At 65.5% G+C, this 12,489-nt stretch carries 13 protein-coding genes; 5 read left to right on the plus strand and 8 right to left on the minus strand.

Going from position 1 to position 12,489, the window contains the following annotated elements; all coding sequences use genetic code 11:
• Nucleotides 1-188 precede the first annotated feature (188 nt).
• Both QZM35_RS32000 and ada read right to left on the minus strand, forming a co-directional pair.
• Nucleotides 189-1,148 carry a DNA-3-methyladenine glycosylase gene (locus QZM35_RS32000; protein ID WP_089441298.1) on the minus strand — a complete coding sequence of 320 codons (960 nt, stop codon included), beginning with the start codon at nt 1,146-1,148 and terminating at the stop codon, nt 189-191.
• Nucleotides 1,145-2,236 carry a bifunctional DNA-binding transcriptional regulator/O6-methylguanine-DNA methyltransferase Ada gene (gene ada / locus QZM35_RS32005; protein ID WP_301777466.1) on the minus strand — a complete coding sequence of 364 codons (1,092 nt, stop codon included), beginning with the start codon at nt 2,234-2,236 and terminating at the stop codon, nt 1,145-1,147. The genes QZM35_RS32000 and ada overlap by 4 nt, the downstream gene beginning before the upstream one ends.
• A 431-nt stretch (nt 2,237-2,667) precedes the next feature.
• Here ada and QZM35_RS32010 point away from each other — a divergent pair, with 431 nt between their 5' ends.
• Entirely contained in the window at nt 2,668-3,084 is a 417-nt protein-coding gene (locus QZM35_RS32010) for a VOC family protein (RefSeq protein WP_301777467.1), read from the plus strand.
• A gap of 21 nt (nt 3,085-3,105) precedes the next feature.
• On the opposite strand, the gene QZM35_RS32015 is transcribed toward QZM35_RS32010, so the two are convergent.
• From QZM35_RS32015 to speG, 3 genes are all read right to left on the minus strand, one after another.
• Entirely contained in the window at nt 3,106-3,660 is a 555-nt protein-coding gene (locus QZM35_RS32015) for a YaeQ family protein (protein ID WP_089473768.1), read from the minus strand.
• Nucleotides 3,661-3,849: 189 nt separating this feature from the next.
• The gene (gene sap1, locus QZM35_RS32020) at nt 3,850-4,197 is read right to left on the minus strand and encodes a surface attachment protein Sap1 (RefSeq protein ID WP_011353606.1); all 348 of its coding nucleotides are present in this window, start codon (nt 4,195-4,197) and stop codon (nt 3,850-3,852) included.
• Between the two features lie 487 nt (nt 4,198-4,684).
• Nucleotides 4,685-5,242, minus strand: a complete 558-nt coding sequence (gene speG / locus QZM35_RS32025; RefSeq protein WP_089426678.1) for a spermidine N1-acetyltransferase — start codon at nt 5,240-5,242, stop codon at nt 4,685-4,687.
• Nucleotides 5,243-5,686: 444 nt separating this feature from the next.
• Here speG and QZM35_RS32030 point away from each other — a divergent pair, with 444 nt between their 5' ends.
• From QZM35_RS32030 to QZM35_RS32040, 3 genes are all read left to right on the plus strand, one after another.
• Nucleotides 5,687-5,935 carry a DUF2795 domain-containing protein gene (locus QZM35_RS32030; protein WP_089426620.1) on the plus strand — a complete coding sequence of 83 codons (249 nt, stop codon included), beginning with the start codon at nt 5,687-5,689 and terminating at the stop codon, nt 5,933-5,935.
• A 109-nt stretch (nt 5,936-6,044) separates the two neighbouring features.
• Nucleotides 6,045-7,403 carry a diguanylate cyclase gene (locus tag QZM35_RS32035; protein ID WP_089426621.1) on the plus strand — a complete coding sequence of 453 codons (1,359 nt, stop codon included), beginning with the start codon at nt 6,045-6,047 and terminating at the stop codon, nt 7,401-7,403.
• A gap of 162 nt (nt 7,404-7,565) precedes the next feature.
• Nucleotides 7,566-7,688 (plus strand): hypothetical protein, encoded by a 123-nt coding sequence (locus tag QZM35_RS32040; protein WP_256976788.1) that lies wholly within the window; start codon nt 7,566-7,568, stop codon nt 7,686-7,688.
• Nucleotides 7,689-7,733: 45 nt separating this feature from the next.
• Here QZM35_RS32040 and QZM35_RS32045 read toward each other — a convergent pair whose 3' ends face one another.
• The gene (locus QZM35_RS32045) at nt 7,734-8,429 is read right to left on the minus strand and encodes a hypothetical protein (RefSeq protein ID WP_089426679.1); all 696 of its coding nucleotides are present in this window, start codon (nt 8,427-8,429) and stop codon (nt 7,734-7,736) included.
• Between the two features lie 107 nt (nt 8,430-8,536).
• Entirely contained in the window at nt 8,537-9,931 is a 1,395-nt protein-coding gene (mnmE, locus tag QZM35_RS32050) for a tRNA uridine-5-carboxymethylaminomethyl(34) synthesis GTPase MnmE (protein ID WP_301777468.1), read from the minus strand.
• A 345-nt stretch (nt 9,932-10,276) separates the two neighbouring features.
• On the opposite strand from mnmE, the gene QZM35_RS32055 reads away from it, so the two are divergent.
• Nucleotides 10,277-10,708: a helix-turn-helix domain-containing protein gene (locus QZM35_RS32055; RefSeq protein WP_301777469.1), complete on the plus strand. Its 432-nt coding sequence runs from the start codon at nt 10,277-10,279 to the stop codon at nt 10,706-10,708.
• Nucleotides 10,709-10,815: 107 nt separating this feature from the next.
• On the opposite strand, the gene yidC is transcribed toward QZM35_RS32055, so the two are convergent.
• Nucleotides 10,816-12,483 (minus strand): membrane protein insertase YidC, encoded by a 1,668-nt coding sequence (gene yidC, locus QZM35_RS32060; protein ID WP_089426623.1) that lies wholly within the window; start codon nt 12,481-12,483, stop codon nt 10,816-10,818.
• Nucleotides 12,484-12,489 lie beyond the last annotated feature (6 nt).

The following is a 12,489-nucleotide window of genomic DNA, read 5'->3' on the forward strand; positions in this document are numbered from 1 at the left end:
TACGGCATCCGGCCGACGACGGATGCGCTGAATTGCCGTGACGGCCGGTGCGGTGTCCGGTGTCCGGTGTCCGGTGTCCGGTGTCCGGTGTCCGGTGTCCGGTGGTTAGCCTACGCAGGTCGGCATGACCTGCGCAACGGGTTGCATCGCGGCCTCGCCAGGTCGCACCCGGCCGCGGGCCACAGCGATCACCCGCCGCGCGCGCCGCCCGCCCGGTCGGCCACCTCATTCCACAAATGCAGCGCCGCGTACGCGCGCCACGGCCGCCAGCCTTCGGTGCGGTGCTTCTGGGTCGCGAGCCGGTCGAGCGCCGGATCGCGTGCGGCGATCGACTGCATCAGCACGAGATCGGAGGCCGGCCACGCGTCCGGATCGCGCCATGCGCGCATCGCGATGTATTCGACGGTCCACGGGCCGATGCCGGGCAGATCGAGCCACGCACTGCGCAGCGTCGCGAGATCGGCGTGCTCGCGATCGACCGGCACGTCGCCGGCCGCCACCGCGCGCGCCACGCCCGTCAGTGCCGCCACCCGCTTGCCGGGCATCCCGATCTTGTCGAGATCGCACGCGGCCAGCGCATCGGGCGTCGGGAAACGCCATGCGGGCATGCCGTCGTCCTCCTGAACCACTCGTTCGCCGGCCCGTTCGACGAGCCGGCCGACGATCGTCGTCGCGGCCTTCACGCTCACCTGCTGGCCGACGATCGCGCGCACGGCCAGCTCGAACCCCGACCATGCGCCCGGCACACGCAGCCCCGGCGCGGCCTCGACGAGCGGTGCAAACCACGGATCGCGCGCGAGCCCGCTGCCGATGGCGGCCGGATCGGCGCCGAGGTCGAACATCGTCGCGACGCGCATGGCGAACGCATCATCGACATGGCGCGCGACCGCGCCTTCGACCGTCGCGACCAGGCAGTGCTTGCGCGGATGTTTCGCGACCGTGAGCCGGCCGGCATCGCCGTGCAGGTCGACGATGCGGCGATACACACCGTCCGCCACCTGCTCGACACCCGGAATCGCGCGCCCGCTGAAGAAGCGCAGCACGCGCGCCCAGTCGTAAGGCGCATTGAAGCGCAGCTCCATTTGCGCGGACGGCGGCACATGGCCGCCGTTCACGATGGAGGTGATGGTTGTTTTTGCGATGCTCAAACTGCGCTGCCCTCCGCAACGGATTCGGTTTGATCGTCGTGCACATGACGCGCTTCGGATGCGAGCAGCGTCGCCTTGCGGCGCACGCCCCAACGATACCCGGAAAGCGCGCCGCCCTTCTGTACGACGCGGTGGCACGGGATCGCGAGCGCGACCGGGTTCGATGCGCACGCGGATGCAACAGCGCGCACCGCGCGCGGCGCACCGAGCGCCTCGGCGATCTCCGAGTAGCTGCGCGTTTCGCCGTACGGAATATGCGTCAGCGCCTCCCACACGCGCTGCTGGAATGCGGTCGGCGCGATGTCGAGCGGCAGGTCGAACGCGTGCCGTGTGCCATCCAGATACGCGCGGATCTGCGTGACGAACGGCGCGAGCCGTGCCGACGCTTCGACCAGCTCGGCACGCGCGAACGCATCCTTCAACTCGCCGACGAGCGCGGCCGGCTCGTCACCGAACGCGATCCGGCAGATGCCCTGCTCGGTCGCGGCGACGAGCACGGTGCCGAGTGACGTCGATGCGGTCGCATAGTCGATCCGCAACCCCGCGCCCTGCCGGCGAAACGCCGACGGCGCCATCCCGAGCTCGCGCGGCACCGACGCATAAAGCCGCGACGGGGAGTTGAAGCCCGCGTCGACGGCCGCCTGCGTGACCGGCTGCCCGCTTTGCAGCGCCTGCCGCAGCGCGGCGCCGCGTTGCGCGGCCTGGTACTGCCGCGGCGACACGCCGACCACGCGCTTGAAGAGCCGCTGAAGGTGAAACGGGCTCACGTGCACGGCATCGCTCAGCTGCTGCAGCGTGAGCCGTTCGGCATGCGCGTCGAGCACCGCGCACGCGCGGTTGACGATCTCGAGCTCGCGCGGCAGCCCCTCCGGCTGGCAACGCTTGCAGGGCCGGAAGCCGGCCGCACGCGCAGCGGCCGTATCGGCGAAGAAGGACACATTTTCGCGACGCGGCAGCCGCGACGCGCAGGTCGGGCGGCAGAACACGCCGGTCGTGCTCACGGCGTAGAAGAACGCGCCGTCCGCATGCGGATCGCGCTCGGTGACGGCGCCCCAGCGGGCATCATCGGTCGGATAGGCGATTTTCATCTGAACCTCGCACTCTCTAGTGTAGATGGTGCCTACTCTAGACATCGGCACGTGCCGTCGCGCCCTGAATCTTGCTCTGTGATTCGCCCCGGATAATCGGGTCGCATCAACTGAAAATAAATCCGACAAAACGCGCGCGCCGGCTGTTCCGGCGCGGTTTTCGTCATTGTCCCGTCACCATTTTGCTGCAGTGCGGATGCGACAAATCGCCGTCCTGACGTTTTTTTGCATTCGGAATATTGCGTCGCACCATCGCCGTGTGTATAGTTGGAACTGTCTCCTCCATGTCTCCTCCTGATATGGATTAAGCCCGTTCCGCTCTGCGTGAACGGGCTTTTTTTCGTCCGTCGATTGTGCCGCGTTCCGGCCGGCGGCGCAGGCGCGATGCGTCTACACTCGATGCTCGTGGACTGCGAAGGAGAGCCTTGCCCATGAAACCGACCATCCGCGCGATCGACCACATCGTGCTGCGCGTGACCGACATGGCCGCGATGACGCGCTTTTACTGCGACGCCGTCGGCTGCCATGTGGAGAAGGAACAGCCCGATCTGGGCCTCGTGCAACTGCGCGCCGGCGACGCGCTGATCGACCTGCTGACGGTCGGCGGCCCGATCGACCGTCCCGACAGCGGCCCGCCCGGCACGGGACGCAATCTCGATCACCTGTGCCTGCGCGTCGAGCCGTTCGATCCCGACGCGTTGACCGCCCATTTCGCCGCGCATGGCGCGCGGCCGGGCGCGCCCGCGGAACGCTACGGCGCCGGCGGCTACGGGCCGTCGATCTATCTGTTCGACCCCGAAGGCAACATGCTCGAATTCAAGGGGCCGCCGCCGGCCGCGATCGGCTGAACGCGGCCGGCACGCGGGCCGTCACGCGTCCGCGCGCGCCTTCAGCACCGTCCACTCGACCGCCACCGGATCGTGGTCGGCGCTCGAGATCCACGCGGCGCCGTCCTGCACCGTGCATTGCAGGCGCATCGTGCGCTCCGCGAGTTTCCCGAGCGCGGCCGCGACACCGTCGTTCAGCGACAGCACCTGCACGTTGCGCAGCCGCTCGACCTTGCTGCGCACGCCCTGCCACCAGATATCCGACGTCTTGCCGCCGTATGCGATCACCGTGACCTGCCCGGCGCGGCCGGCCGCCTTCGAGATGCGCCGCTCGTCGGGCTGGCCGGCTTCGATCCAGACGTCGATCGCGCCGGTCAGGTCTTTCTGCCACAGATCGGGCTCGTCGACGTCCGACAGCCCCTTGCAGAATTCGAGCCGCTCGTGCGCGAACAGCGCGAACGCGACGATGCGCACCATCATCCGCTCGTCGGTTTCGGACGGATGGCGCGCCACCGTCAGCGCGTGATCGGCGTAGTAATGCCGATCCATGTCGGCGATTTGCAGTTCGGCTTTGTAGATCGTGGATTTCAGCGCCATGCGGAGTCGGCCCGGGCGGGCATTCGGTTCGGTCGGGCCGTGATGATACCGAATGCGGGCCGTGCGGCGCGTGTCATGCGCCACCCACAGCGCAACGGCCCGGCGTGGGCCGGGCCGTGTTCGGTTCGCGCCGCCGGCTCATCGGGCCGGCGCGCTCGCGCGTCGTGTGACGGCGCGGTGAATGGACGGTTACTGCTTGACGAAGCGCGAATCGGTCCAGAGACCCTGCTGGTCGCTGTTGTCGGCGCTGACGAACTGCACGTCGCCCTGGTCGACCGACACCACGCGGAAGCGCTGGCCTTCCGGCACCGACAGGCACCGGTAATCGTCGAAGTATTGCTGCTTCGCCTGCGACTTGCCGTCACGTTCGTGACTCAGTACGGAGTCCAGATTGTCTTTCGACAGGCAGCCCCATGCGTTCTTCGTCAACTGGATTTCCTGCTTCGGCTTGACGGCCGAATCGCCGCCGGCTTGGGCAATCGACACCGCGCAAAATGCGCCGACGAGGGCAAAAAGGATACCGGTACGTTTCATCATGTTCTGTCTCCAGGCTTGCGGGCACCAGGCTTGGGTTAGCTATGTGTTTAAAGGTGATCGTGAACCCGCGTTTTTCACTTTAGAAGACCGGCAAGCGATAGCAAGCACATTTGTTGTGCGACCGCAATAGCGGCGGATTGTCGCACCCCGTGCGCAGCCTGTTTTTCTCACCCCGCGCAGACATGCCGACGCGCACTGCCCGACGCACAGGCTCGCGCCGCCGGGCGGAAAGCGTTACTCAGCAAGACTTTCATCAAAGTTACAATGCGGCGATTGAACGGTTTGGATAATCCATTTCGCTATCCGGATCATTTTGATGCGCCGCACATAAAGTCATCCGAAACGATTCGACTTTACCGCAACGCGGAATCGCATTTACCTGATACAAGAAAAATGCCAGGTATAAGCGCATCCGTATTTATCCGTACTTCGCCGCGTGGTTTCAGCGCCCGCGAAAGCCCGCCGCAAGCGCCTTTCGCCAGCGTGTTTACCCTGCCTTATTCTGGGTAGCTTGCTGGCGTTCGAAATAATCGCGCTGAAAAATGCACATGCGATAAGCGTTGTGATACGCGCCGTTTCCGAAAAATTCTTCCTTCAATTCGGCCTCGTGCTGGAATCCGCATTTCTCGTACACGTGAATCGCCGCCGCATTCGACGTATCGACGATCAGGTACAGCTTGCGCATGTTCAGCACCTTGAACGCATATTCGATCGCAAGACGCGTCGCCTGGCCCGCATAGCCGCGCCCCTGGCGTTGCGGCGCGATGATGATCTGGAACTCGCCGCGTCGATGGATGTAGTCGAGCTCGATCAGCTCGACGAGGCCGACCAGTTCGTCTTGCGCATCGACCGCGACGAAACGGCGCTCGCGCTGGTCGTGCACGTGGCGGTCGTACAGTTGTGACAGTTCCGAGAAGGTTTCGTACGGCTCCTCGAACCAGTAGCGCATGATCTTGGCGTCGTTGTTCAGCTCGTGGACGAAGCGCAGGTCCTGGCGCTCCAGGGGCCGCAGCGCGAGCGTGTTGGTATCGTTCTGGAGTTGCATGTTCATGTCCTTTTTGATGCCGGCGCACGTGCGGCAAGGCCGCATCCGGGCCTGTTTCGCACTGTAAGAAGTTGAACGCGGGCGAAGTTCAGAGCCTAGAATGGGAGCAAGGGTTCCTGCCACCGCAAGGAGGCTATCGTGTTCGAGCAAGTCATACTCGGAATATTCCTCGTGCTGCCGCTCGTGATCGTCGCGGCGCTGTTTTCCGACGAACTTTGGCAGGAACATCGGCGCCAGCATCCGCGCGACGAAAACGCACCGCACATCGACTGGAAGCATCCGTGGCGCCGCGTGCGACGCGGGCATTGAGTCGATTGCCGTTCATCCACGAGGCGTGCCGGCCCGGCCGCCCTGGCATGTGAACGCGTGACGTGCCCTGTTAAGCCCCCGAATTTCGCCTCGATCCGATTCCCACTTGATCCGCTCACCCCGCGAGACGCCGCCGTGAACGACCTGCCCGCCCAACCTCCGCACGACATTCCCAGCGAAACGATCGACCTGCAGATCGCCGACGTGCTGGCGGCCGTCCGCTACCCGGCCAACAAGGATGCGATCGTCGATGCCGCGCGCGACGCCGGCGCCAGCAACGAGGTGCTGTCGATGCTCGACGGCCTGCCCGAACAGGACTACGCGGACGTCAACGCCGTCACCCAGTGGGTCGCCGGTAACTTCGGTCCCGGCCTCGGGGTTTGAGCGCGCACCCATAACGCGATAGGATCAGGCCGCACCGGTCGCGCAGCGGCCGGTTGCCTGTCGCCCGGCGCAAGACCGGGTGTTTCCGCCTACGTGCCCGGGGAATTCCATGGAAGGCATCCTGATCCAGCACACGACACGCCGTCAGCTCTGGTTCGGCGCCCTGACGGCGCTCGTCATCGTGCTCGCGCTCGGGATCGCCGCGCCGCACGCGAACGTCGAGCTGCCGGCCGTCGAGCCGTTCATGCCGATGTGTGCGCTCACCGTGTTCACCACCGCGAGCATCGCGGCGTTCTTTCTCGGCGCGCAGTTCACCGTGACGCGCCAGCCGGTGCTCGGCGCGCTCGGCGGCGCCTACGCGTTCACCGCACTCGCCGTCGCATTGCAGCTGCTCACCTTTCCCGGCGTGTTCGCGCCGCACGGGCTGTTCGGCGCGCAACCGCAAAGCGCCGCGTGGATGTGGATCTTCTGGCATGCCGGCTTCCCCGGTTTCGTGATGGTCGCGCTGCTCGCGCGCGAGCGGCTGGCGCGCGCCCCGATCGGCGCGCAGCAGACACGCAGGTGGACGGTCGCGCTGATCGGCGGGCCGGCTGTCGTCGCCGGGCTGCTGTGCCTGTTTGCACTGAACGTGTCGCTGCCGCCCGCGTTTCATCCGCCGGGCGACGCGGCCGTGCTGCCCGTCAATGCCGTCGCGCTGATCGTGTGGCTGCTCAATGCGCTGGCGCTCGTGGCCGTGCTGGCCACCGGCCGGCTGCGCACGACGCTCGATCTGTGGCTCGCGATCGCGGTGCTCGCGTGCCTCACCGACACGACGCTGAACCTGATGAGCACCCATCGCTTCACGGTCGGCTGGTATCTCGCACGCGTGTTCAGCATGTTCACGCCCGGCGTGCTCGTGTGCGTGCTCGCGTGGGAAGTGACGATGCTGTACCAGCGGCTGTTCGAGGCGCACGCGACGCTGATCCGTTCGTCCGCACGCGACGGCCTGACGGGCGCCTTCAACCGCATGCACTTCAACGATCATTTCCACACGCTGTTCCTGCAGGCGCGACGGCAAGGCGAACCGCTGTCGCTGCTGATGGTCGACGTCGATCGCTTCAAGGCGTACAACGACGCGTTCGGCCACGTGAAGGGCGATGCTTGCCTGATCGCGGTCGCGAATGCGCTGGCTGGCGCGGTGCGGCGGCCGGCGGACATGGTCGCGCGTTACGGCGGCGAGGAGTTCGCGATCGTGCTGCCGAACACGGGGGCGCGTGGGGCGCGGCTGGTCGCCGAGGAAGCGCGCGAAGCGGTGCTGCGGCTCGATCTCGCGATGCCGACCGCACCCGCCGGACGCGTGAGCGTGAGTGTCGGCTGCGCGACCGTGTCGCCCGACGATCTGTCGACGCCCGACGCGTTGATCGAAGCCGCCGATGCCGCGCTGTATCGTGCGAAGGATACGGGGCGAAACAGGGTCGTCACCGCCTGAAAACGTCTGCGGTTTCAGGGATTCTTCGGGGATTTGTTACGGTCATTGTGACCGGAATAATCCGCCGTTACGGATTGCGAAGCAGGGAAACGATCGCTTACAGCCGGTGTTGCGGGCGCTCGCTATGCTGGGTTTCATATTGAACCCATGCAGATGAACGCGATGAAGAAGACCCTTTTGCTGATTGCCGGTGTCGCCGTGCTGTTGAGCGGCTGTATCGTGGTGCCGGATGGTGGCGGGTATTACGGCGACGGGTATTACCACCATCATCGTCATTGGGATTGATGTGGGCGAAGGTCCGGATGGGGCGAGCCGGCCCCTCTCGCGCGATCAGGCCGGCTTGGTCAGCTCGGCATGCGTCAGAAATATCTGTAGCGCTGCTCGCGTTTCGTAGTGGAGACGCTCGAGGCGCGCGTCCTTTTCAGCGTCTTCGATCAGATTGCGTTCGGTGTCGAACTGGTAGGGCTCGCCCAGTAGTTCGGCCATGTCGATCTGGATGTACGTGCACTCCCCGTACGGCCGCTTGCCGTCGATGTAGGACAGCGGCCAGAAGTCATCCATCTCCAACACCGCGTCGATCGAGTAATCGTCGAGCGTTCTCCAGATGGTTCCCTGCAGGATCGCGAGATGCTCGGCGCGAAAATCGAAACGCCCCGACGCATCGACACCGCTTTCCGGGTAATCGAACGCATCGCGCAATTCCTCGGGGATCGCGTATTGTCCCGGCGCCAACTCGCCCACGGCCGTGACGAATTCGGGTAAGACGTGGCCGAGTTCTGCCAGCGTGCGAATGGCCAGCACGTCATCGTCGGTTTCGAGGATCGCCTTTGCAACATCGATTGTCGCGCCGTCTCCCGTCAGCGGCTGCTCGGGAACGATGGCCGGCGCGCCCGATTCGACCGGCAGCCACCCGACGCGCAACTTTCTCATCAGCGCGACGTGACGGGGCGCCAGGTCGGGATACGGCGCGTCGTCGGCAAAGACGGCGCGAAGAATGGCGTTGCGTTCAGTCGGATTGATTGACATGGGAGCCCTCGGCGTAGTGCGCACGGCCAGCGTCGGCAGCGCGACGGGATTCAATCAAAAACGAATGACGAGCCACGAAGGGCTGTCGAACTGCAAATGCGCGGGCATTACTTGCCAATACAAAACCTGCTGAAAATCACCCCCAGCAGATCATCCGAAGTGAATTCCCCGGTAATCGCATTGAGCTGCTCTTGTGCGAGCCGCAGTTCCTCGGCAAACAGATCGAGCGATTGCGCGCGCTGCTCAGCATGATCCGCCGCCTGCGCGAGATGCTCCTGCGCAGCCCGCAGCGCAATCAGATGCCGCTCGCGCGCGAGATACACCCCTTCCGCTCCCGCCTGCCACCCTGCAATCCGCAGCAGTTCCGCACGCAGCATGTCGATCCCGTCGCCGCGCTTCGCGGACAGATGCACCTCGGTCAGATCACCTTCCGCCGCCGGATGCTCGACGCACGCCGCCACACCGGTCAGATCCGTCTTGTTCAACACGCGCACGACTGGCACGCCGCCCGGAAACCGCGCGGCGATCACTTCGTCATCCGCCGTCATCCCGGTGCGCGAATCCAGCAGATGCAGCACGACATCCGCCCGTTCGATCTCGCTCCACGTGCGTGCGATGCCGATGCGCTCGACCTCGTCCTCCGTCTCGCGCAACCCGGCCGTGTCGATGATGTGCAGCGGGATCCCTTCGACCTGGATCGTCTGCGCGACCTTGTCGCGCGTCGTGCCCGCGATCGGCGTGACGATCGCCAGCTCCGCGCCAGCCAGCGCATTCAGCAACGACGACTTGCCGACGTTCGGCTGCCCCGCCAGCACGACCGACAGCCCGTCGCGCAGCAGCGCCCCCTGCCGCGCATCACCCAGCACGTGCGCGAGCTGCGCGCGGATCTTCGCGAGCTTGCCGCGCGCGTCGGCCGCCTCCAGGAAATCGATCTCTTCTTCCGGAAAATCGAGCGTCGCCTCGACCAGCATCCGCAGCGTGATCACGTCGTCGACGAGCGCATGGATCTGCCGCGAGAACGCGCCGTCGAGCGAACGCCCGGCCGAACGCGCGGCGGCTTCGGTGCTCGCCTCGATCAGGTCGGCAACGGCCTCGGCCTGCGCGAGGTCGAGCTTGTCGTTCAGGAACGCACGCCGCGTGAATTCGCCGGGCTCCGCGAGCCGCAGCCCGAAACCGCGCCCCGCATCCAGGCAGCGCTGCAGCAGCAGCTGCATCACGATCGGCCCGCCGTGCCCCTGCAGCTCGAGCACGTGCTCGCCGGTGTACGAATGCGGCGCCGGGAAGTACAGCGCGATCCCGCGGTCGAGCGGCGCGCCGTGCTCGTCGAGGAACGGCACGTAGCTCGCGTGGCGCGGGGCGAGCTTCTGCCCGCACAACGCGTCGATCAGCGGCAACGCGGCCGCCTCGCCGCCGCGCCCGAACGACACGCGGACGACCCCGATGCCACCCCGGCCGGCAGCAGTGGCAATGGCGACGATCGGATCGGAATCGGTAGCGAGCATGGGAATCGGATAGATGGGATGAATCGGGTAATCAGCGAATATGGTGCGCCCGCGCAACACTTCGGGCATCGGAACGCCGGCATTGTAGCGTGCCGGCACACCCGTCGCCGGCCGCCGCGCAGGATTCGGACGCGCTCGAATTTATCCCGCCGGGGATAAGCCAAGTATCAGCCCGGCGCCATGTCGTAGCCACCGTTTCGGACGAGTATGCCTGCCGGAGCGGCCTAACAATGCGGCCCTTAATTCCGACACCCACCTCGATCAAGACCGGGATTCGTCTGAACGAGATATGTTTAGCTCAAATGGTTGTCTGAGAGGCGGCGGTGGAATTGCACAATCTCCCCCATGCCGACATCCGAAGAAAAAGCCGCGTTCTCGGAACGCCTGAAATTCGCCCTGCGGCGCAGCCCGGAGAAGGTCACCGGTGCGACGGAGCTGGCGAACCGATTCAATCTGCGCCACCGCGGAGCGCAGCCCGTTTCGCCGCAAACCGCGCACAAGTGGCTGACGGGCCGCACGATCCCGACGTCGGACAAACTCGTCACGCTCGCCGAATGGCTGCGCGTCGAAGTCCACTGGCTGCATTACGGCCCGTCGCCGAGCGTGATCGAACACCCGACGCCGCAACCGCTGCCGCGCGACGAGCGCTATCCGCCGACGCCCGAGACGATCGAACTCGCGTCGAAGATCGAAGCGCTGTCGCCGCACCACCGCTACCTCGTGCAGGAGCTGGTCGAGCAGTTCTACGGCGGCTCGGGCGAGGCGAAGAAGGGCTGAACTCGCGCTACCGGACCCGCAAAAAGCAAAAAGCCGCATGGGCGAACCATGCGGCTTTTTTTCGTGCATCGCGGGGCGAACGCGCCGCCCCGCGTGTGCCACGGGCATCAGGCCGGTTTCTTCTTGGCCCCGCCGAGCTTGCGCGTGATGTAGTACTGCTGTGCGATCGACAGCACGTTGTTCACGACGTAGTACAGCACGAGGCCGGCCGGGAAGAAGAAGAACATCACCGAGAACGCGATCGGCATGAACTTCATCATCTTTGCCTGGACCGGATCCGGCGGCGTCGGGTTCAGGCTCGTCTGCACGTACATCGAGACGGCCATCAGCACCGGCAGGATGAAGAACGGATCGCGCTGCGACAGGTCGTGAATCCACAGCACCCACGGCGCGCCGCGCATTTCGACCGACGCGAGCAGCACCCAGTACAGCGAGATGAACACCGGGATCTGGATCACGACCGGCAGGCAGCCGCCGAACGGATTGACCTTCTCGGTCTTGTACAGCTCCATCAGCGCGGCGTTCATCTTCTGCGGATCGCTCTTGAAGCGTTCGCGCAGCGCCTGCATGCGCGGCGTGATTTCCTTCATGCGCGCCATCGACTTGTAGCTCGCCGCCGACAGCGGGAAGAACACGGCCTTGATCAGGATCGTCAGCAGCACGATCGACCAGCCCCAGTTGCCGATGTAGCCGTGGATCTTCTCGAGCAGCCAGAACAGCGGCTTCGCGATGATCGTCACCCAGCCGTAGTCCTTCACGAGTTCCAGGCCCGGCGCGATGCCTTCGAGCATGCGCTCTTCTTCCGGACCGGCGAACAGGCGGGCCTGCACGTCGGCCGACTGGCCCGGCGCGATCGCGGCAACCGGCTGCTTCACGCCGACGCGGTACAGCGCCGGATCGATCTTTTCAGCGTAGATGTCGCGCTTCACGCCCTGCTGCGGAATCCAGGCCGACGCGAAGTAGTGCTGCACCATCGCGACCCAGCCGTTGTCGGCAGACTTCTCGAAGTTCGCCTTGTTCTTGTCGAGGTCGCTGAAGTCGATCTTCTGGAAGTGCTTCGCATCCGTGTAGACCGCCGGCCCAAGGAACGTGTGCGAGAACATCGGCGTTTCGACGGCCGTGTTGTCGCGCACCAGTTCCATATAGACCGTCGGCGTGACCGGTGCCGTACCGACGTTGTCGATCTTGGTGTCGACGCCGATCACGTAGCTGCCGCGCGTGAACGTGTAGGTCTTCACGACCTTCACGCCGCCCTTCACCGGCGATTCGAACGACAGCTTCAGCGCGTTCTGGTCACCCGTCAGCGACGTCGTGCCCGGATTCAGCTGCGTGTAGACGTCGTTGTGGTTCGGGAAATCGCCGCCGAGCAGGCCCGAGCGTGCGAGATACGTGTGGCCGGCCGTGTGGTCGAACAGCGTGATGTACAGGTCGGGCTGCTTGCCGTCGCCCTGCTTCTTCAGCGTCAGCTTCGCGAGCGTGCCGCCGCGCGTGTCGATTTCGCCGTCATATACGTCGGTCGAGAACTTCACGAGCTGCGCCTGGGCGGCCGGTGCCGTCGTCGACGGTGCAGCGCCGGCTGCGGCGGCAGGCACTTCACCTGCGGTCGTCGTCGTCGCGCCCGTGCCCGATGCACCGCCGGCAGCGGCCGCGGGGGCCGTCTGCGTGGCACTCGGGAAGAACATCGACGGGCGTCCATGGTCCCGCTGCCAGTTGTCGTACAGCATGACAGCTGACATGAAGAAGATCACCCATAGGACGGTGCGTTTGATATCCATGCGTTG

This window comes from Burkholderia sp. AU45274 (assembly GCF_030482505.1).
Classification (GTDB): domain Bacteria; phylum Pseudomonadota; class Gammaproteobacteria; order Burkholderiales; family Burkholderiaceae; genus Burkholderia.

What these genes read in the sequence shown, in the direction of transcription:
- ada (WP_301777466.1), bottom strand. Translation starts at nt 2,236, where the DNA reads ATGAAAATCGCCTATCCGACCGATGATGCCCGCTGGGGCGCCGTCACC.
- QZM35_RS32010 (WP_301777467.1), top strand. Translation starts at nt 2,668, where the DNA reads ATGAAACCGACCATCCGCGCGATCGACCACATCGTGCTGCGCGTGACC.
- QZM35_RS32015 (WP_089473768.1), bottom strand. Translation starts at nt 3,660, where the DNA reads ATGGCGCTGAAATCCACGATCTACAAAGCCGAACTGCAAATCGCCGAC.
- sap1 (WP_011353606.1), bottom strand. Translation starts at nt 4,197, where the DNA reads ATGATGAAACGTACCGGTATCCTTTTTGCCCTCGTCGGCGCATTTTGC.
- speG (WP_089426678.1), bottom strand. Translation starts at nt 5,242, where the DNA reads ATGCAACTCCAGAACGATACCAACACGCTCGCGCTGCGGCCCCTGGAG.
- QZM35_RS32035 (WP_089426621.1), top strand. Translation starts at nt 6,045, where the DNA reads ATGGAAGGCATCCTGATCCAGCACACGACACGCCGTCAGCTCTGGTTC.
- QZM35_RS32040 (WP_256976788.1), top strand. Translation starts at nt 7,566, where the DNA reads ATGAAGAAGACCCTTTTGCTGATTGCCGGTGTCGCCGTGCTGTTGAGC.
- QZM35_RS32045 (WP_089426679.1), bottom strand. Translation starts at nt 8,429, where the DNA reads ATGTCAATCAATCCGACTGAACGCAACGCCATTCTTCGCGCCGTCTTT.
- mnmE (WP_301777468.1), bottom strand. Translation starts at nt 9,931, where the DNA reads ATGCTCGCTACCGATTCCGATCCGATCGTCGCCATTGCCACTGCTGCC.
- QZM35_RS32055 (WP_301777469.1), top strand. Translation starts at nt 10,277, where the DNA reads ATGCCGACATCCGAAGAAAAAGCCGCGTTCTCGGAACGCCTGAAATTC.
- yidC (WP_089426623.1), bottom strand. Translation starts at nt 12,483, where the DNA reads ATGGATATCAAACGCACCGTCCTATGGGTGATCTTCTTCATGTCAGCT.